The 18,216-nt window shown below is 61.0% G+C and carries 18 protein-coding genes; 14 read left to right on the top strand and 4 right to left on the bottom strand.

The window, feature by feature from the left end; all coding sequences use genetic code 11:
• Positions 1 to 514 (bottom strand): RNA methyltransferase (locus NW844_RS07735; RefSeq protein ID WP_414334812.1); only part of this gene is annotated, 514 nt, incomplete at its 3' end.
• Between the two features lie 71 nt (positions 515 to 585).
• Here NW844_RS07735 and NW844_RS07730 point away from each other — a divergent pair.
• The 6 genes from NW844_RS07730 to NW844_RS07705 all read left to right on the top strand — a co-directional run bounded on the left by NW844_RS07730 (position 586) and on the right by NW844_RS07705 (position 7,063).
• The gene (locus tag NW844_RS07730; RefSeq protein ID WP_414334811.1) at positions 586 to 1,137 is read left to right on the top strand and encodes a hypothetical protein; all 552 of its coding nucleotides are present in this window, start codon (positions 586 to 588) and stop codon (positions 1,135 to 1,137) included.
• A gap of 15 nt (positions 1,138 to 1,152) precedes the next feature.
• Complete coding sequence (lpxC, locus tag NW844_RS07725) at positions 1,153 to 2,058, top strand: UDP-3-O-acyl-N-acetylglucosamine deacetylase (protein ID WP_414334810.1); 906 nt, start codon at positions 1,153 to 1,155, stop codon at positions 2,056 to 2,058.
• A 130-nt stretch (positions 2,059 to 2,188) separates the two neighbouring features.
• Entirely contained in the window at positions 2,189 to 2,689 is a 501-nt protein-coding gene (gene fabZ, locus NW844_RS07720; protein ID WP_414334809.1) for a 3-hydroxyacyl-ACP dehydratase FabZ, read from the top strand.
• Between the two features lie 254 nt (positions 2,690 to 2,943).
• A complete protein-coding gene (gene lpxA, locus NW844_RS07715; protein WP_414334808.1) occupies positions 2,944 to 3,882 on the top strand; it encodes an acyl-ACP--UDP-N-acetylglucosamine O-acyltransferase in 939 nt (312 codons plus the stop codon).
• A gap of 9 nt (positions 3,883 to 3,891) precedes the next feature.
• Positions 3,892 to 5,064 carry a lipid-A-disaccharide synthase gene (gene lpxB / locus NW844_RS07710; RefSeq protein WP_414334807.1) on the top strand — a complete coding sequence of 391 codons (1,173 nt, stop codon included), beginning with the start codon at positions 3,892 to 3,894 and terminating at the stop codon, positions 5,062 to 5,064.
• A gap of 175 nt (positions 5,065 to 5,239) precedes the next feature.
• Positions 5,240 to 7,063, top strand: coding sequence for a response regulator (locus NW844_RS07705; RefSeq protein WP_414334806.1), 1,824 nt, complete (start codon positions 5,240 to 5,242; stop codon positions 7,061 to 7,063).
• Here NW844_RS07705 and NW844_RS07700 read toward each other — a convergent pair.
• Entirely contained in the window at positions 7,053 to 7,514 is a 462-nt protein-coding gene (locus NW844_RS07700) for a DUF4168 domain-containing protein (protein ID WP_414334805.1), read from the bottom strand. The two genes, NW844_RS07705 and NW844_RS07700, sit on opposite strands and share 11 nt — an antisense overlap.
• A gap of 782 nt (positions 7,515 to 8,296) precedes the next feature.
• On the opposite strand from NW844_RS07700, the gene NW844_RS07695 reads away from it, so the two are divergent.
• The 3 genes from NW844_RS07695 (at position 8,297) to NW844_RS07685 (ending at position 10,518) form a co-directional block, all read left to right on the top strand.
• Positions 8,297 to 8,638, top strand: a complete 342-nt coding sequence (locus NW844_RS07695) for a DUF3155 domain-containing protein (RefSeq protein ID WP_414334804.1) — start codon at positions 8,297 to 8,299, stop codon at positions 8,636 to 8,638.
• 145 nt (positions 8,639 to 8,783) lie between these two features.
• Entirely contained in the window at positions 8,784 to 9,041 is a 258-nt protein-coding gene (locus tag NW844_RS07690) for a DUF3146 family protein (protein ID WP_414334803.1), read from the top strand.
• 142 nt (positions 9,042 to 9,183) lie between these two features.
• A complete protein-coding gene (locus NW844_RS07685; protein ID WP_414334802.1) occupies positions 9,184 to 10,518 on the top strand; it encodes an AmpG family muropeptide MFS transporter in 1,335 nt (444 codons plus the stop codon).
• Between the two features lie 7 nt (positions 10,519 to 10,525).
• Here the strand turns inward: NW844_RS07685 and gap are convergent, their stop codons facing one another.
• Positions 10,526 to 11,557: a type I glyceraldehyde-3-phosphate dehydrogenase gene (gene gap / locus NW844_RS07680; RefSeq protein WP_414334801.1), complete on the bottom strand. Its 1,032-nt coding sequence runs from the start codon at positions 11,555 to 11,557 to the stop codon at positions 10,526 to 10,528.
• A 183-nt stretch (positions 11,558 to 11,740) separates the two neighbouring features.
• Between gap and surE the strand changes: the two genes are divergently transcribed.
• Positions 11,741 to 12,472 carry a 5'/3'-nucleotidase SurE gene (surE, locus tag NW844_RS07675; protein ID WP_414334800.1) on the top strand — a complete coding sequence of 244 codons (732 nt, stop codon included), beginning with the start codon at positions 11,741 to 11,743 and terminating at the stop codon, positions 12,470 to 12,472.
• Here surE and NW844_RS07670 read toward each other — a convergent pair.
• Positions 12,455 to 13,066, bottom strand: a complete 612-nt coding sequence (locus NW844_RS07670; protein ID WP_414334799.1) for a DUF3318 domain-containing protein — start codon at positions 13,064 to 13,066, stop codon at positions 12,455 to 12,457. The two genes, surE and NW844_RS07670, sit on opposite strands and share 18 nt — an antisense overlap.
• 198 nt (positions 13,067 to 13,264) lie before the next feature.
• Between NW844_RS07670 and NW844_RS07665 the strand changes: the two genes are divergently transcribed.
• From NW844_RS07665 to NW844_RS07650, 4 genes are all read left to right on the top strand, one after another.
• On the top strand, positions 13,265 to 14,035 hold the full coding sequence (locus NW844_RS07665; RefSeq protein ID WP_414334798.1) for a GvpL/GvpF family gas vesicle protein: 771 nt from the start codon (positions 13,265 to 13,267) through the stop codon (positions 14,033 to 14,035).
• A 92-nt stretch (positions 14,036 to 14,127) separates the two neighbouring features.
• A complete protein-coding gene (locus NW844_RS07660; protein ID WP_414334813.1) occupies positions 14,128 to 15,417 on the top strand; it encodes a homoserine dehydrogenase in 1,290 nt (429 codons plus the stop codon).
• 29 nt (positions 15,418 to 15,446) lie between these two features.
• The gene (gene hemG, locus NW844_RS07655; RefSeq protein WP_414334797.1) at positions 15,447 to 16,901 is read left to right on the top strand and encodes a protoporphyrinogen oxidase; all 1,455 of its coding nucleotides are present in this window, start codon (positions 15,447 to 15,449) and stop codon (positions 16,899 to 16,901) included.
• Between the two features lie 46 nt (positions 16,902 to 16,947).
• The gene (locus tag NW844_RS07650; RefSeq protein WP_414334796.1) at positions 16,948 to 18,018 is read left to right on the top strand and encodes a DUF3326 domain-containing protein; all 1,071 of its coding nucleotides are present in this window, start codon (positions 16,948 to 16,950) and stop codon (positions 18,016 to 18,018) included.
• Positions 18,019 to 18,216: the final 198 nt, after the last annotated feature.

The following is an 18,216-nucleotide window of genomic DNA, read 5'->3' as shown; positions in this document are numbered from 1 at the left end:
GGCAGATGAGGGTGCGCAGCTCGTAGCAACACATGCCCACCGCCTGGGCCAGATTTAAAGACGGGTAAACCGGATCGGTGGGGATCTGGATCTGGCGATGGCAGAGGGCCAGCTCCTCGTTGCTCAAGCCGCGATCTTCGGGGCCAAACACAAGGGCAGCAGGGCCGGCAGCCAGCAAGGCGGGGAAGGCTTGGCGAGGGGACTGGATTTGCCATTCGGGGGGGTAGGCTTGGCTGCGCCCTGTTGTCCCGAAAACTTGCACACACCCCTGCAGGGCTTCAGCCAAGGTTTGCACCGTCTGGGCTTGATGGAGCAGGTCTGCCGCATGCACGGCCATGGTGATCGCTTCCCTATCGAGGGGATCGCATTGGGGATCCACCAACACCCATTGCCGCAGGCCCATGTTTTTCATTACACGGGCAATGGCGCCGAGGTTGCGCGGCCCAGCCGGCTGCACCAACACGATGCGCACCTGCGCCAATTGCTCTTGAGCCCAGTGGGACGATGTCGGCATTGCTCAGAAGGAATCGCAGATAGGGATCCCCTAAAGTAGAGGAGTTAGATCTTGTCATAAAGATTGTGCCGATGGGATCCGCCTACCGCTGTTGGCTGAGCTTGATTTGTCTGGTGTTGGTGGGATGCTGCTGGGGATCCCCGGCGTTGGCTGCCCATTCGTTGCTCTCCACGGCAGCAGAGCCGGCGCAGGTGGCTCCATCCTCTCAGTCTCTGGTAGAAGCGCGACAACGGCTGGAAGCAATTGCCGCGGCGATGCGCTCGATCCGCCTGTGTAGCCGTCCTAACTGCCGTTACCGCGATATCTCGGTAGAAGTGCGGCCTGTGGCAGGAGCCGAGTCGCCAGAGTACGAGGGCCGCATCGACGCCACCCTCGACCGCCCCTCCGGCAGCTTGGACAGGGCCCACTACCGGCTGCGGTTTCGGGAGGGACGCTGGCAGTTGCTGGGCGGCGAAGAGGTTTCTGATGTTTCCTCCTTTTTCTTTGAGGGAGATACCTACGAGGTGTTCAGCAGCTACGGTAGTCGCAAAGCCAAATTGGCGGATGCCAGCAGCAGCCTGCGGGTGGGCTACCGGGAGCTGTACTACCGCGTTTTCGACCAGGGCCAAGAGCGTCTGCCATAGGAGCGGGGAGCAGTTATGAGAGACCAACAGCACACCTTGGCCAGCTCCATTGCCCTGGAAGGGGTGGGCCTGCACACCGGTCTGCCCGTGCGCTGTAGCCTGCATCCGGCCCCTGCCGGCAGCGGTCGGGTCTTTGTGCGGGTGGATCAACCGGGATCCCCTGAGATCCCGGCCCGCTTGGGATCCCTGGCTCCTGCCCCTCTCTGCACCTTGCTGCAGCAGGGATTTGCTCAGGTGCAGACGGTGGAGCACCTCTTGGCCGCCCTCTACATCTTGGGCATCGACAACTGCCGCATCGAAGTGGCGGGGCCGGAGCTGCCGCTCTTGGACGGCTCTGCCTTACCTTTTGTGCAGGCCATCGCCCAGGCCGGGATCCTGGCCCAAGACCAGCCGGCACAACAGGGGGTGATCCGGGAGCCGGTTACCGTCTGGGCAGGGGAAGCCTTTGTCAGCGCCTTGCCCCACCCCGTCACTCGCTTTACCTATGGCATCGATTTTGCCGATTGCCCCATTGGCCAACAGTGGCTGAGCTGGCGGGAGAACAGGGCGGATTTTGTCCAGTCCATCGCGCCGGCCCGCACCTTTGCCCGCCAACAGGACGTAGAGCGGGCCCGCCAACAGGGGCTGATCCAGGGGGGCAGCCTGGAAAATGCTATCGTTTGCAGCCAAACCGAGTGGTTGGGGCCGTTGCGCTTCCCAGATGAGCCGGTGCGCCATAAGCTGATAGATTTACTAGGAGATCTCAGCTTGTTGGGCTGCCGCTTGCAGGGGCACATTGTGGCCTACAAGGCGGGCCACGCCCTGCACCACCGTTTGGCTGAGCAGTTGCTCCAGAGTGGATCCCTGCAGGTGGAGCCAGCTCAAGAGCAACCAAGGGATCCCCTTTGCCTGGGTGGGGTGGAATCTCGCTCTTCGTTTTGAGAGGGAGCCCGGCTTCTGGGATGGGTGAAAAGTTCTTGGGCCTGCTGCAATTTCTCTGTGCGGCCTTGCTTCTGCTTCAAGGCTCTCCCATGCGGGTTTTAAGGTTTGTCTTCCGGTTCTGTGGGTTACCATGTCTTCTGATGTCTCTCCTCCTCCTCTCCTCTCGGCTGAAGCAGCCGCTCAGTTGGCAACCGCTCCCCCCGTCTTCACAACGGAGCAAATCCTAGAGATCCTGCCCCACCGCTATCCTTTTTTGCTCGTGGATCGCGTGGTGGAGTACCAACCTGGGCAACGGGCGGTGGGCCTGAAGAACGTCACCTTCAACGAGCCCTTTTTCCAGGGGCATTTCCCCAACCGACCGATCATGCCCGGCGTTCTCATCGTCGAGGCCATGGCGCAGCTGGGGGGGATCGTGTTGACCAAGTTGCCCGATGTGGCCGGGCGCTTGGCCCTCTTTGCCGGCATCGATGGCGTTCGCTTTCGCCGTCCGGTGTTGCCGGGGGATCAACTGCTGCTTTCTGCCGATTTGCTCACCATCCGGCAAAAACGCATCGGCAAAATGTTTTGCCGCGCTCAGGTAGGAGGGCAACTGGTAACCGAAGGGGAGCTGATGTTCTCCTTGGTGGATTGATCACAGCGGCCAGCCGAGGAAGGCTCTGGGCGCGGCTGTCAAAGGACTCCGTCCCGCTAGCGCGAACGGCGCAGCGGCGACTTGTCGCCAGGAGACCCTGCTAAAGTGTTGAGATAGGGAGATGGCTCATTCCCGTCCAGATCGGGTAAACATGTTGCTGCGCAAGGTTGAGGTGGCAGTGTCTGATCTCCCCCGAACCTCAATCATCATTCGCAGGGTTGGGAGCGTAACCACAGTTGCTGGCTAGGTTGGACATGAGTTCGTTGGCTTCAGCGGGATCCACTCCCAACGTTTCTGCAAGTGCGCCGCACCGCTCACGCATCCACCCCACGGCGGTGATCCATCCGAAAGCTGAGTTGCACGAGACGGTTCAGGTTGGCCCCTATGCAGTTATTGGCGAACATGTGCGCATTGGTGCCAACACGGTGGTGGGGGCCCACGTGGTGATCGATGGCTGGACAGACATTGGCGAGGACAACCAGATTTTTCCGGGAGCGGTGCTGGGCACGGAGCCGCAGGATCTGAAGTACAGCGGCGCGCCCTCTCAGGTGGTGATCGGCAGAGGCAACCGCATCCGCGAGTTCGTCACCATCAACCGGGCCACCAATGAGGGGGAGGCCACCCTGATCGGCGACAACAACCTGCTGATGGCCTACGCCCATGTTGCCCACAACTGCGTCATCGAAAATCAGGTGGTGATTACCAATGCTGTTTCCTTGGCCGGCCACATCCACATCGAGTCGCAAGCCCGCATCGGCGGTATGGTTGGGATCCACCAGTTCACCCGCATCGGGCGCCTGGCCATGGTGGGGGCAATGAGCCGGGTGGACCGCGACGTGCCGCCTTACCTGTTGGTGGAAGGGCATCCGGCCCGCATTCGCGGCCTCAACTTGGTGGGGTTGCGGCGAGCCAAAGGGATGGAGGGATCCCTGCCGGCCTTGCGGCAAGCCTATCGGCTGCTATACCGTTCTGGTTTGCCCCTAGAAAAAGCGCTGCAAACCCTGCGCAGCAGCCTCCGCAGCGAGGGGGGGTGCTGCATCTGTTCCCTGCAGGGCAAAGAATGGGTGGATGAGACGGGATCTTTACAACACCTGCTGCAATTTTTGGAAGATTCCCTTTCCCAACCCCAACGGCGTGGACCCCTGCCGGCCCTACGCGGGAGAGGGGAAGAGTTGCCAGAGCTGGGTGATTAAGGATCGCAGGTGAGCCATCTGTTTGTGTGCACAGGCGAGGTCTCAGGGGATCTGCAGGCCGGCCATCTCATTCGCGAGCTGCTGCGCCAACGCCCGCACCTGCGCATCACCGCGGTCGGGGGAGAGGAGATGGCTGCTGCCGGAGCCCGGCTGCTGCACCGCACCACCGAGATCAGCTCCATCGGCATCCTGGAAGCTCTCCCCTTCGTCGGCCCTGCCCTCTGGACAGAGTGGAAAATTCGCCGCTTTTTGGCCCAAGACCCGCCGGATGTGGCTGTGCTGGTGGACTACATCGGCGTCAACAGCCGCATTGCCCCTCTGCTGCAGCGGCGGCAGATCCCCGCCGTGTACTACATTGCCCCCCAGGAATGGGTCTGGTCGCCCAACAGCCGCCTTACCTACCAACTGGCCCAGCAGATGCGGCTGATGCTGGCGATTTTCCCTGAGGAAGCCCGCTACTACGCCGCGGCAGGAGCCCACGTGCAGTATGTGGGCCATCCCCTGTTGGATATTCTGGCCGCTGTACCCAGCCGTGCTCAAGCCAGAGCCCAGTTGGGGATCCCGGCCGAAGCCACGGTGGTGGTGGTGGTGCCGGCTTCGCGGCGGCAAGAGCTGCGCTCGGTTTTGCCTGTTCTGCTCCAGGCAGCTCAGTTGTTGCAAGCTCACCTGCCCCAGGCGCAGTTTTGGGTGCCCTTGGCCTCGCCCCGTTTTGCCGCCCCGATTGCCCGGGCTGCCCGCCGTCTTGGGCTCAACCTCACCCTTTTGGATCCCCAAGCCCTGCCCTTCTTCTCGCCCCACAAAGCCCATCACCTTGCTTTGGCAGCGGCTGACTTGGTGCTGGCCAAGTCCGGCACGGTGAACTTGGAGACGGCCATCTTGGGGATCCCACAGGTGGTGATCTACCGCCTCAACCCGCTCACCTTTTGGCTGGCCCGCCACTGGCTGAAGGTGTCGGTGCCCTTTATGTCTCCCCCCAACTTGGTGCTGATGCGCCCCATTGTGCCGGAATTGTTACAGGAGCAGGCCCAGCCGGAGCAGATCGCCCAACTGGCGCTGGAGCTGCTGACCCGGAAGCAAGCCCAACTGCAAGCCGACTATGCCGCGATGCGGGCGGCCCTGGGAGAACCCGGCGTTCTCGCCCGCGCCGCCAAGGCCATCCTAGAGGTGTTGGATGGCAAGTAACTCCGGCAACTCAGCACTGGGGAACGGCCAGGGCTGCTGTTGGAGCTCTTTAACAGGCCTATCCCAGGGATCGCTTGCCCTGGCGGTTTTGATGGACTAGGCTGAAGTCAGGGTAGGGATCGGTTTGTGCGCAAAAAGCCTAAGTGCTTCGCAGGCCAGCGGCCAACTTTGTGGAGTGAATGTTGTGCAATCCCCAGTTGTTCTCAATTCCGAACGCCCATTGCCAAATGTTTCGCCGACGGTACTGTTGGCGGACGACGACCCATTCATACGAAAGTACTTGGCTCTTTTGTTGAGCCATGAGGGCTATTGGGTGGCGGAGGCCGAAGACGGTGAGCAAGCCTTGCAGCTTTTTGCTCAAACTCAACCCCAGATAGCTCTCCTGGATGCCCTCATGCCCGGCTTAGACGGGTTTGAGTGTTGCCGCCAACTACGGGCTTTGGATGCGGATCTGCCCTGCTTGATGATCACCTCACTCGAGGATCAAGATTCCATCGACAAAGCCTTTGCTGCCGGAGCCAGCGACTACGTGACCAAACCCGTTTACTGGCCCGTGATGCGTCAGCGCATCCGCTACCTGCTCAAAGGCCGTCAGACACTGGTAAACCTGCGCCAACAGGCGGCCCGCGAACAAGCTCTGAACCGGGTTGTGCGGGCCATTCGCGCTGCTTTGCAGTTGGATCAGATCTTCGCTGTGGCCACCCGTGAGATTTGTCATCTGCTGGAGGCGGATCGGGTGAGCATCAGCATCTATCGGCCTCAGCAACAGCATTGGCGCATCATCTCCGAGTACTCCACTCAGCCGAATCACTATTTGGGCTGTCTCATTCCCGATGCCGAAAGCCCCATTGCCCAACAGTTGAAGCAAGGGAAGGTAGTGTTGCTGGAAGCAGCCGACCAGGCTGAAGGTTGGGCCTACATTGCTTCCATGGCCAAAGCCTATCCCGGCAGTTGGCTGTTGGTACCCCTCTACGGCGGCGAAAGCCCCGCATTTGGCCCGGCCCACCTCACCCTGTGGGGCAGCTTGTGTCTGCAACTGAAAACAACGCGCCCCGGCTGGTTAGCCAGCAGTCAGGATCTGATCTTGGCCTTGGCCGATCACCTCTCCATCGCCATTCAGCAGGCGGAACTGTTCCAACAGATCCAGGAGCTCAACCGCACCCTGGAAGAAAAGGTACAAGACCGCACTGCCCAACTGGATCGGCAGGTGCAGGAATTGCAGCGGCTGGATCACCTAAAAGATGATTTCCTCAGCACGGTGTCCCACGAGCTGCGCACCCCTCTTGCCAACATGAAAATGGCCATCCGCCTGCTCAGCGCTGTCCTGCTGCCTGACCGGGGCACTGCCAAATCCCCGGATCCGGCCAAGATCTCTCAGTACTTGAAAGTGTTGGACAACGAATGTGAGCGGGAGATCAAACTGGTCGAGGATCTGCTGGAACTGCAGCGGTTGGAGGTGCTCAAAGGACTCCGTCCTGCTAACGCGAACGGCTCACAGCAGCCCTGCTGGTTGGCGTTGCAAAAGTGGTTGCCCCAAATTGCGGAGCCCTTCGCTCAAGATGCCTACCGCCGCCATCAGCACTTCAGCCTTGGGATCCCTCCCGAACTGCCCGCCATTTCTACCCTGCCGGAGGTGCTCAAGTCGGTGCTGGCCGAATTGCTGAGCAATGCTTGTAAATTTACCCCTGCCGAGCACCAGATCAGCCTACAGGTCACCAACCATTCCGATCACCTAGAAATCCAGATCCTCAACACCGGCGTCACCATTCCCCCAGAAGAACAAAAGCGAGTCTTTGAGAAGTTCTATCGGGTGCCCAGCGCAGATCCCTGGCGGCAAGGGGGGACGGGGCTGGGGCTGGCCCTTGTGCTACAGCAGGTGAGCCTGCTGCAAGGAAGCATTCACCTCAGCAGCGAGGCAAATCGCACCTACTTTACCTTGCGGCTGCCTCTGGTTCTCTCTGCGCCTGACCAAAACAAGCCGGCTCAGCCTAGGGTGTAGGTGTTGGGGTGGCCGGCTTGGATTCTTGCAAAACTTCTTGCAAGCGCACGCGAACCCGCTGGTTGAGGACAGGATTTTCGTTCGCCAAGGTCATCAATTCGCGGTATTGCAGCACCGTCAGCCCTTGCTGCTCGACAATGCGGCTGGCTTGGGTTTCCGTGCGCTGCATAATTTGCTCATATTCCTCTTCGTTCTGGGTTTCCCGCAGTTGGGCGCTGGCTTCTCGAATCAGGGGATCCAACTCCAACAAAATCCGCACCAACTGTTCCACCTGAGCATCGGTGACTTGCTCTGGGGTCAGAGTCGGAGATGCCAGAGGGCTGGGAGTTGTGGGGGCCTCAGTCGGAGAAGCAGTCGCAGCAGAACTGGGCAGCGGGGTTGCTCCCTGTGCCCAAACCGGCAGGGATCCCAAGCTGAGTCCCAGACCCACCAGCAATGCGAATTTCATCATGCCCAAAACTCCCTAGACCTAGACGAGGTTTACCCGAGCCTTTGAGGTGCAGCTAAAGCTAGGCTAGCAAGATGCCTGTGTTCCGTCTGATCGCTTCAGCGCAGTCCTGGAAACCCAGCAAACTCATCAAGCTTCTTTGCCGGTCACTTGGATCGGGATCCAATCCCTACGGTACCAGAACCTCTCACCCCTTGGCTGGGCACTCAGGACAGACCCGCGAAAGGGCTATATGGATCTGCTGTGGATCTCTTGTAGAAACAAGAAGTTAGCTGTACAGTCTTAGTACACTGCCCGAGAGCAGACCCTTCCTCTTCTCGGTCGAGCAGTTCCAAACTGGCAAAGTCGGCAACTGACTCAGCACTTCAACCCAAAAGAGGTTGATTTGAAACTGAGTTTAGGTATATATTCTGTTGAGCACCGTTTCTGCTAATGTTAAGCTGGAGCTCAGATTTGATGAGAGTCTCCTGCGTTGGCAGCTGATTTTCTCTACAGTTGCCAGAGGCAGTGGATTCGCTTCAAGATTGAGCCTAGCAACCACTCAACTTGTCAGCTCTCTTCGCAGGCAGTTTTTGGGGATTTTCACTCAGAGGACGCTTCCCCACGGGAGTTTGGGGCTGGTGTTCGAGTTGCCCTCCCGCCGAGCAAAAGGAAGTTGCTGGTTTATGGTTTATTGTTCTTGTAAAGAAGAATAACAAAAATGGGTAAAAGTTATTGATTTTCTTAAGCAGTGCTGATATATTCCCTTTGCGGTTGTTCGGTGATCCCTCTACAGGAGGCTTACATTGGTTAGGAGAAGAAAGCGTAAGAGCCGCCGTCGTCTGGAAGGGCGCAAGATTTTAGATCATATCCCTCAATTTAATTTGGACAGTGGTGAGGAGAAGTCTGTAACTGCTGCTCGCAGATATATTCAGGAAAATTCTATTCAGCCGCCTGCGCTGATTTTGGTACGGCGCAATGAACATACGATTGATCGGTTTTTTTGGGCGGAGAAGGGGTTATTTGGTGCGCAATATGTCGAGGAGAACCACTTCCTTTTTCCCAGCCTGCGGGCTTTGCTAGCGGAAGTTGCGGCTGAGAAGCCGGAGAAAAAATCCTCGAAGGCTCTTGCAACTGCCGCCCGCTAGTTGCTGGCTGCTTTTCCCCACAGCAGGCAGTTGGGAGACTTTGAATGGCGTGGAGCTCCGGATGCCTCATGGCCCAAGTTCGACCTGCTGGTGGCAGCGGGAGGGTCACGCGCTACCCTACAAGGGATCCCGTCGGAGATGCCGGATGAGCCGACTGCCTCAAACCACTGCCCATGTGCAGATTACCCGCCGCTCTTGGCAGGAGGGTGCCATCGAAGGGGAAGTCAACGCCAACGGTTGGGTTTGGCGCTTCTGCTGGTGCTTTCGGGCCGGGGAGCTGAAGGTGGAACCTTCTGTGGGGCGGGCTTTGATTTGTGAGCCCTTGAGCCGTTTTCTGGAAAAATCGGACTATCTGCTGGAACCCGGCAGCAACTACTCGTTTGTGATTCGCAGTAGCCTGTAGGTTTTCCCGAGAAGGACTCCCTCCTGCTACGGCAACGGGAGGGAGCTTCTGCCCAGCAGCAGCGATCGCCGCCGGCCAGGGCACCTGCTAGAGTAACCGGCAATTCAGGGATCCCTGAGAAGAAATGGGAGGGCTGGCCAGGATGGAGGTGGAGACAAGCGTCCTGAGGCGGATGTTGGGTATCTACGGCAGCCCCAAGATGGGCACTTTGCTGCTGCTGGGGTTTTCGTCGGGTTTGCCGCTGCTGTTGATCAACTCCACCCTCAATGCCTGGCTGACCCAAGCGGGCTTGACCACCATTGCCATCGGCTTGTTTAACCTGCTCAATTTGCCCTACTCGTTCAAGTTTCTCTGGTCGCCTATTCTGGATCGGTTTCTGTTGCCGGCACCGGGATCCCTGCGGGGCAGTCGGCGGCGGGGGTGGATGGCCCTGACCCAGGTGCTGTTGCTGCTCAGCATCGGGCTGCTGGGTTTTCAAGATCCCACCCAAACCTGGCTAGAAACCTTGGGCTGGGAGGAGCTGGCCCAGACTTGGCCGGGCATCACGGTTTTCACCCGCCCGATCTTTCTGGTGGGGTTCCTGGTGGCTTTTTTGAGCGCCTCTCAGGACATCGCGGTGGACGCCTACCGCACCGACATTTTGGCAGAGCGGGAGATGGGGGCAGGGGTAGCCATTTTCGTATTTGGCTATCGCATCGCGCTGCTGGTCAGCAGTGGTGTGAGTTTGATCTTGGCGGACTACTTGCCCTGGTGGCAGGTGTACGGGATCATGGCGCTGCTGATGTCGATCGGGGTGGTTACCTCATTTTTGGCCCCCGAGCCGGAAAACAGTGCCCTCAAACCTACCTCGCTGCGGGCGGCCATTATCGAGCCGTTTCAATCTTTTTGGCGGCACCGCTTGGCCTGGGCGATCCTGCTGTTCGTGGTCTGCTTCAAGTTGCCGGATAGCTTGGCGGGGCAAATGACCCCCACGTTTTTGTTGCAGACGGGGTTCAGCACCAGCGATCTGGGCATCATCCGCAGTTGGATAGGCTTGTTGGCCACCTTGGTGGGGGCTTTTGTGGGGGGAGAGTGGGTCAGCCGCGCCGGCACCTACCGCTGTCTGTTCATCTTCGCGGCCCTGCAGGGGATCGGCAATTTGGGCCTGGGAGCCATTGGGTTGGTGGGGCAAAACTATCCGCTGCTGGTGGGGGCAACCCTTTTCGACAACATGGCCGGGGGCATGGGCACGGCTGCTTTCCTGGCTTTTTTGATGAGCCTCTGCGATCGGCAATTTAGCGCCACCCAGTACGCTCTGCTCACCAGCGTGTTTGCCGTGGGAGGAACCTTGGCCGGGGCCATGTCGGGCTATTTGGCGGCTGCGGTCAATTGGCCGCTGTTCTATTTGATTACAGCGATGACAGCCGCTCCGGCGATGGTGCTCTTGCTGTGGCTCGGCCCACCTGAGGAGTTAGGGATGGACGTAACAAACCACTGATGGCCGCCTACAGCGCAGCCCCGATTTTGGCGGCCAGGTCCACCAGCCGCGCGGCATAGCCGTACTCGTTGTCGTACCAGGAGAGCACCTTCACCGTGCGATCTCCCAGGGTCAGGGTGGATTCCAAGTCCACAATCGAGGAGTGAGGATCCCCAACGATATCCGCCGATACGATCTGCGGTGGGGCAATGGCCAGGATGCCGCGCATCGGGCCTTCTGCCGCCTCGACAAACGCTTGATTGACTGCTTCTTTGGTGATGGGCTGCTCGGTGCGCACCACAAAGTCCACGATCGAGCCGGTCAGGGTGGGCACCCGCAGCGCCAGCCCGTCCATCTTTCCTCTCAGGGCAGGCAAAACCTCGGCAACTGCCGTGGCCGCCCCGGTTGTGGAAGGCACAATCGACACCGCCGCCGAGCGGCCCCGCCGGTAGTCCTTGGGATCCGGGCGATCCACGATGGCCTGGGTGGCGGTATAGGCGTGGCAGGTGGTGAGAAAGCCTGTCTCGATGCCAAAGCGATCCAGCAAGACCTTAGCCAACGGCGCCAGACAGTTGGTGGTACAGGAGGCGTTGGAGACGATGTGGTGCCGCTGCGGGTCGTACTGGTCGTCGTTGACCCCCATCACCACCGTCAGGTCGGGGCCTTTGGCGGGAGCAGAGATGATCACTTTTTTGGCGCCGGCCTCCAGGTGTTTGGCGGCCCCATCTCGTTTGGTGAATAAGCCGGTGGATTCCACCACCAGGTCAACCCCCAGATCCTTCCAAGGCAGTTGGGCCGGATCCCGTTCTGCCAAAACCCGGACTTTGTGGCTGCCGATTTGCAAGTGGCCATCCACGGCGCTGACGGTCTGGGGCAGGCGCCCATAGGCCGAGTCGAACTGAAGCAGATAGGCCAGGTTTTCCGGCTCGGTCAGATCGTTGACGGCTACCACCTCCAGCTCCCGGTCGGGGGACGGAGTCCTTTCCGGCTGAGACAGCAGCACCCGCAAGAAAGCCCGCCCAATGCGACCAAATCCGTTGATGGCTACCCGTGTGGTCATCGCAGTCCTCCGGTGTCAGTTCCTTATGATGGGTTGATGGATGCGGCAAGGGGAAGGCTGACCCCCAAAGATAGGGTAAAAGAAGAACGGGATCCCTGCTGCTTTTGCACCCCAGATCTCCAGATTTGCGCTGGAGACTTGCGATTAGATTAACCCAAGAAGTTGCCGGCAGAGGAAATCCGGATGAAGGTATTGCTGACCAACGATGACGGCATCGAGGCGGCGGGGCTGGCCCAGCTCAAGCTGGCCCTCGGCTCCCTTGTTGCAGAAGAACACTGTTGGATTGTGGCCCCCCACCAGGAGCTTTCCGGCTGCAGCCACCAGGTGACGACGCGACGACCGTTTCGGGCCTCTGCCCGCGGCGAGCGCACCTTTGCCGTTGAGGGATCCCCTGCCGACTGTGTGCGGGTGGCCCTATTCAAACTGGCTCCATCCGTAGATTGGGTGCTTTCCGGCATTAACGAGGGGGGAAACCTGGGAACGGATGTGTACTTGTCCGGCACGGTGGCAGCGGTGCGGGAAGCGGCGCTGCGTGGGATCCCGGGGATCGCCATTTCCCAATACCGAGCAGGGGGCAAACCCATCGACTGGGAACAGGCGCGGCGCTGGACCTGTGCCATTTTGGCGGAGCTGATGGAACAACCCCTGCCCAGCGGAGCGTTTTGGAATGTCAACTTGCCCCACCTGCCACCTGGATCCCCTCTGCCGGAGCGGGTTTACTGTCCCCTCTGTACCCAACCTCTGCCCCTCGATTACGCCGTGGAGGCAGAAGACAATGGGGTAGAGTCATTGTGGTTTCGCTATCAGGGCCGCTATGCGGATCGCGCCCGCGATCCCCAAGCCGATACCGACATCTGCTTCTCCGGTCGGGTGGCCATCACTCAAGTGCAACTGGTCTCAGGAGTTTCCGCCTGAGGGGGCAAGGTTGCGGGCAATGGTTCTCAGCCGTTGTAGCCGCAGCGCCGTCAGGATATCGCTGGGATCCAACTTGAGAACCTGTTCCAGAGCATCCGCCAGGTGTTGAGCCGCCTCTTGGCGGCTGTAGCCGCGAAACTGGGCGCGGCGCAGGGCAAATTCATCGGCATCGAAATGGGCGCTCTCCCGGTTCAGGTTTTGCCAGATCTGCTGAATCGAGAGGGCTGTGATGCCACCCGCCAAGAGAGCGGAAAAAGGGTGCTGCAAAGAGAGCTCCGCCACAGTGGTGATGCCTCCCAGCAAAGCCAGCGACTGGTAAAATCCCGGCTGCAGCCAGTTGCGATTGCCCAGCCAACCCACCTCGCGCAGAAACAACAGATCCCGCTGGGGACGTGGGATCTGTTGCCAACGGCGAAAATCGATGGCGATCGTGCCCTGGGGCTGCCAAGGGGCCTTGCGGCGGGAGACCAGCAGGGCTTCACCCCCGAAGTTGGGCACGACGCTGACCAAGGGTCGGAAGGAGGCGGGAAGCAGATCCCGCAGTCGTTCGGTCTCTTCCTTTTCAAAGGGTTTGAAGTCTGGGCGGCTGGTCATGGCCTCACCTGCTGGGAGCACTGGGGTGGAGAGCCCGCCTGAAACCCAGGCCCTGCTGCGGCCCCAAACACCACAGCCCTGTGCAGAACCGGTGCGCAGCTAGTTTACCTTATCTCCGGGCCGACCGTGAACGCTCTGCAGCCTGATCCAGGTTGCGTAGACTGGGAAGGAAAGACTATCTTCCTTCATCCTCAGCCCATGACCTTCTCAGCCCAGCCGGAACCCCAAGTGCAGGGCAAGGGGCAGAGCGTTGTCAGCCCTCTCTACACCTATGCCTTCTTCCCGCAGCCGGATCCGCAGCTTTTGTCCTTCATCCGGCAAACCGAGGGGATCCATCAGCCGGTACAGGTGTTTGCCCCGGTGGGGAGCCGAATTGCCGCCGCTGTGGAGCCGATGCGGGATCCAGAGGCGTTGCAAGCTTCGGATGAGGTGCTGGTGCGTTCTGCCCTGCGCCACGATCAGGTGCTCTGCCGGCTGTTTGCCCAGATGCCGCTGCTGCCCCTGCGCTTTGGCACCTGCTTTCTCTCGGCAGAAAAGCTGGGATCCCATCTGCTGGCGCGGCAGGCAGAGTACGAACAGGTCCTCGCGGCCATTGGGGGAAGGGCCGAGTACTGTCTGAAGGGAAGGATTCGGCCTCAGCCCCAGCCGGAGCCGCAGCCATCTCTGAGCGGGACGGCCTATCTGTTGGCCCGCAAGCAAGCCTATTTGCAGCAACAGCAAGCCCAAGCGCAGCAAGAGCAGGAGCTGGCGGCCCTGCAGCAACTTTGGCCCTCTACTTGGCCTGTGCAAAAGGGGGATCCCCAGCCGGGCGAACGCTTGCGGCTTTACATTTTGCTCACCCCTGCCGAACGGGAAACGGCGGCCCAGCTTACCCAAACCTGGCTGGCGCAGCACCCCGATTGGCAACTGGACTGGAGCCCCCCTTTGCCCCCCTATCACTTTGTGGGTGCCATAGGGGACAGATGCTAGACTCCGACTCCTGGGTGATCGGCACCGTTTATCGTAGTAGTGGTGAGGGGAGTTTTCTGGTTCAAGGTCGGCAGCAGGCAAGAGGAGCGGTTGTGGTCTATCGAGTTGGGCTATTGGGGCTGGGCACGGTCGGCACGGGTGTTGTGCAAATGCTGCAGCAACCGCAGCACCCTCTCCTACAGGCGGTCGAGATTGCGGCAGTGGGGGTGCGCTCCCTGGATAAGCCGCGGCAAGTGCGGATCCCACCTGAGCGCTTGACCACCAATCTGGAGCAGATCGTCTCGGATCCGGAAATCGATGCGGTGATCGAGCTGATGGGGGGCCTGGAGCCGGCCCGCAGCCTGATCCTGAAGGCCATTGACCACGGCAAGCCGGTGATCACGGCCAACAAAGCGGTGATTGCCCGCCATGGGGAAGAGATCTTTCAAGCTGCCGCCCAGGCCGGGGTGGCGGTGCTGCTGGAAGCGGCGGTGGGCGGCGGGATCCCCATTGTGCAGGCTTTGCAACACTCCCTGCGGGCCAGCCGCATCCAGGCGGTCTGGGGCATCGTCAACGGCACCACCAATTTCATCCTCAGCCAGATGGCCCAGCAGGGCAGCTCCTTTGCCGAGGCGCTGGCCCAGGCCCAGGCCCGCGGCTACGCGGAAGCGGATCCCAGCGCCGATGTGGAAGGGTGGGATGCCGCCGACAAAATCGCCATTCTGGCCGGCCTCGCCTTTGGGGTGGCGGTGCCGCGGGAAGCCATCCCCTGCGAAGGGATCCGCAACATCAGCTCCACCGACATCCGCTATGCCCGCGAGTGGGGCTACACCTTCAAGCTCCTGGCCATCGCCCAAAGGGCCGCCGCCCAGGGATCTGAGACGGCCTTGGATGTGCGCGTCCACCCTACTCTGCTGCCGGTTACCCACCCGCTGGCCAACGTCCACGGCGTGGACAACGCCGTCTGGGTGCAGGGGGATCCCCTGGGGCAGGTGGTGCTCGCCGGCCCAGGGGCGGGACAGGGGCCGACCGCCAGCGCCGTGGTTGGGGATTTGCTCACCCTCCGGGCCCACCTGCAAACCGGGGCCTATCTGCCCAATCCTCTATGGGGGTTCTTCGGCAGGGCTGCCGCTTTGCTCCCGCTGGCGGAATTGGAGTCGGAGTTTTACGTGCGGGTGTTGGCCCAGGATCAGCCGGGGGTGATGGGGGCGATCGGCACCTGCTTTGGCCGCCACCGGGTTAGCCTGGAGAGCATTACCCAAAAAGAGTGCCACCAGGAGCAGGCGGAGATCGTCATCCTCACCCACACCGTCCGCGAGGCCGATTGTCGGCAGGCGCTGGCCGAGATCCAACAGCTTCCCCAGGTGGCCGCGATCCCCAGCCTGTTTCGCGTGCTGCGTTGATTGCTTTCAGGAAACCCATAGGAACCGCGATGATGGACAGCTTGGAAGCGGCAGTCAATCCCTCAACTGAGCCTCTGACCCACTTGTGGGAACGGGCTGAGGTGGTGGTCATTGGAGCGGGCATCAGCGGCCTGACCCTGGCGCTACGCCTGCGGCAGGGCCGCTCCGCTCAGCCGGTGCTCTTGGCCGAGGCCAGCCCTCGTGTCGGCGGCTGCATCTCCACCCAATCCAAAAACGGCTACCGCTGGGAAGAAGGCCCCAACAGCTTTACCCCCGTCCCCCCTCTGCTCAACCTCATTGCCGAGGTGGGCCTGGCCGAGCAACTGGTGCTGGCGGATGCCAAGTTGCCCCGCTACATCTACTGGGAGAAAGAGCTGCTGCCGGTGCCCCTCAGCCCTTCTGCAGCCATTGGCTCGCGGCTGTTGAGCGTGGGCGGCAAGCTGCGGGCTTTGCAGGGGTTGTTGGGGTTTGTCCCGCCGCCGCCAGGGCGCGAGGAAACGGTGCGGCAATTCTTCCGGCGACAACTGGGATCCGAGGTGGCAGAACGCTTGGTGGAACCTTTCACCTCAGGGGTGTATGCGGGGGATCCGGATCAGCTCAGCGCCTTGGCCGCCTTTCCCCGCGTGGCCGGCTTGGAAGAGCGCTACGGCAGCCTTTTTGCCGGCGCGCTGCAGGCTTTGCGCCACAGACCCCAGCCCTCTCCTGTGGCCATCCAGCCCCCACCCCAACGTGGCCAACTGGGCAACCTGCGCCAAGGGCTGCAGCAGTTGCCGGAAGCGATAGCCCAAAAGCTGGGGGACAGCCTGCGGCTGGGCTGGCGGGCTGTGCAGCTCAAGCGGGATGAGATGGGCTATTGGGTGGGCTTTAAGACCGCCGAGGGATCCCGCTGGGTGGTTGCCCGGCAGGTGGTGCTGGCTCTTCCCGCGCCTGAAGCTGCCTCGCTGTTGCAGGAGCTCAACCCCCCAGCCAGCCGGCTCTTGGCCGGGATCCCCTATCCGCCGGTGGCGGTGGTGGCTTTGGCCTATCCCCAAGAGGCTCTGCCGCAGCCGTTGCGGGGGTTTGGCCATTTGATCCCGCGCTCCCAGGGTTTGCGCACCCTGGGCACCATCTGGGCCTCCTGCCTTTTCCCAGAGCGGTCTCCCCAGGGCTATCACTGCTTCCTCAGCTTCATCGGCGGGGCCACCGACCCGCTCATGGCAGCACTTTCCCCTGAAGAGCGAGCGCAGATTGTGCACGCAGAGCTGAGCCAGATCCTGCTCACCCGACCTGTCGAGCCCATCCGCCTGGGAGAGCGCCTGTGGCCCCGGGCTATCCCACAATACACGCTTGGCCATCGGCAGCGGATGGCCCAGTTGCAAGCTTACCTGGCGTCCCAAACCCCAGGTGTGTGGGTGTGCGCCAACTACCTGGATGGCGTGGCGTTGGGAGATTGTGTGCGTCGGGCCGAGGCGCTGGCGCAACAGCTTTTGTTGCAAGCGTTCTGAATCCACATCAAATCCGTTCGCATCGGCGGGACGGGATCCGCAAGCAATGTCCCCACATTCCTACACCACGCTGCTGCTTGTCCCCACCGGCATCGGTGCCCGCATAGGTGGCTTTGCCGGGGATGCCCTGCCCATTGCCCGCGTCTTGGCCGCGGCAGCGGAGCGGGTCATCACTCACCCCAATGTCTTAAACGGGGCCAGTTTGTATTGGCCGATGGGGAATGTGTTCTACGTCGAAGGGTACGGCCTGGATCGATTTTGTGCCGGGGTGTGGAACTTGAGGCCGGTGCGCCAAAACCGCGTCGGGGTAGTGCTGGATGCCGGCATTCCGGAAGATCTGCAACAGCGCCACCTGCACGTGCTGCAGGCTGCCCAGGCCACCTTAGGGCTTAACATCGGCCCCTGGCGCTTGACCGGCCGACCCCTGGGTGTTTCCGTCTGCTCCTCCCCTTCCGGGGCCAGCCAGGGATCCCTGGCCCAGCCTGATGCTCTGTTGGAGACTGCCCAAGAGCTGATCCGCCTGGGAGCAGAGGCCATTGCCGTGGTGGCCCGCTTCCCCGACCAGCTCGACTTCAGCCAGTACCAGCAGGGGAGGGGGGTGGATCCCTTGGCTGGGGCAGAGGCCATCCTCAGCCACCTGGTGGTGCGAGAGCTGGGGATCCCTTGTGCCCACGCCCCCGCCTTCTACCCCGATCCAGACCCTAAGCCGGTTCACCCCCGCGCTGCCGCCGAAGAGGTGGGGTTTACCTTTTTGCCCTCGGTTTTGGTGGGCCTTAGCTACGCTCCCCAATTCGTCAAAACTCCCCAGCCGGGCGACCTGACGGCAGAGCAGGTAGATAGCGTCATCGCCCCGGCCACCGCCTTTGGCGGGCCTGGATTGCTGCACCTGGCCAGCCGTCCCCGCCCGCCGCTGTTTATTGCCGTCGAGGAAAACACCACCGTGATGCAGGTGCACCCCCGCCAGTTGGGGATCCCTTGTGTATCGGTAGCTTCCTATCTGGAGGCCGTTGGTGTGGTGGTGGCCCACCGAGCAGGTGTGGCCTGGTCGTCGCTCCAGCTTTCCCCCTCCACCCCGGAAAAGCTGATCAGCTCCGCACTTGAGCATGACAGGCCCTAAGCCCCATAGCCCGCGGGCAACTTGAGTGTCTCCCGCAGGACAACATCTGCAGTGTTTTGAGAATGGCGCGGCAGCCGGGACGTCAAGTCTATGGACATTTCAAACAGTTATAGTCATTGCAAATAGCAATGAAACGATTCGTTACGTCGTTATTGCTCCGCAACGCTGTCGCGAACGCGCCGCTCTAACTCCCCTCTC

Source organism: Synechococcus sp. H55.2, assembly GCF_047462495.1.
Lineage (GTDB): Bacteria > Cyanobacteriota > Cyanobacteriia > Thermostichales > Thermostichaceae > Thermostichus.
Note: the sequence above shows the minus strand (reverse complement) of the source record. Positions and strands in the feature narration are given on the sequence as shown.

Coding starts and splice junctions, on each gene's coding strand:
- NW844_RS07670 (WP_414334799.1), bottom strand. CDS start 13,066: ATGACCAGCCGCCCAGACTTCAAACCCTTTGAAAAGGAAGAGACCGAA.
- gap (WP_414334801.1), bottom strand. CDS start 11,557: ATGACCACACGGGTAGCCATCAACGGATTTGGTCGCATTGGGCGGGCT.
- fabZ (WP_414334809.1), top strand. CDS start 2,189: ATGTCTTCTGATGTCTCTCCTCCTCCTCTCCTCTCGGCTGAAGCAGCC.
- lpxC (WP_414334810.1), top strand. CDS start 1,153: ATGAGAGACCAACAGCACACCTTGGCCAGCTCCATTGCCCTGGAAGGG.
- NW844_RS07650 (WP_414334796.1), top strand. CDS start 16,948: ATGTCCCCACATTCCTACACCACGCTGCTGCTTGTCCCCACCGGCATC.
- hemG (WP_414334797.1), top strand. CDS start 15,447: ATGATGGACAGCTTGGAAGCGGCAGTCAATCCCTCAACTGAGCCTCTG.
- lpxA (WP_414334808.1), top strand. CDS start 2,944: ATGAGTTCGTTGGCTTCAGCGGGATCCACTCCCAACGTTTCTGCAAGT.
- NW844_RS07685 (WP_414334802.1), top strand. CDS start 9,184: ATGGAGGTGGAGACAAGCGTCCTGAGGCGGATGTTGGGTATCTACGGC.
- NW844_RS07700 (WP_414334805.1), bottom strand. CDS start 7,514: ATGATGAAATTCGCATTGCTGGTGGGTCTGGGACTCAGCTTGGGATCC.
- NW844_RS07690 (WP_414334803.1), top strand. CDS start 8,784: ATGAGCCGACTGCCTCAAACCACTGCCCATGTGCAGATTACCCGCCGC.
- NW844_RS07730 (WP_414334811.1), top strand. CDS start 586: ATGGGATCCGCCTACCGCTGTTGGCTGAGCTTGATTTGTCTGGTGTTG.
- surE (WP_414334800.1), top strand. CDS start 11,741: ATGAAGGTATTGCTGACCAACGATGACGGCATCGAGGCGGCGGGGCTG.
- NW844_RS07665 (WP_414334798.1), top strand. CDS start 13,265: ATGACCTTCTCAGCCCAGCCGGAACCCCAAGTGCAGGGCAAGGGGCAG.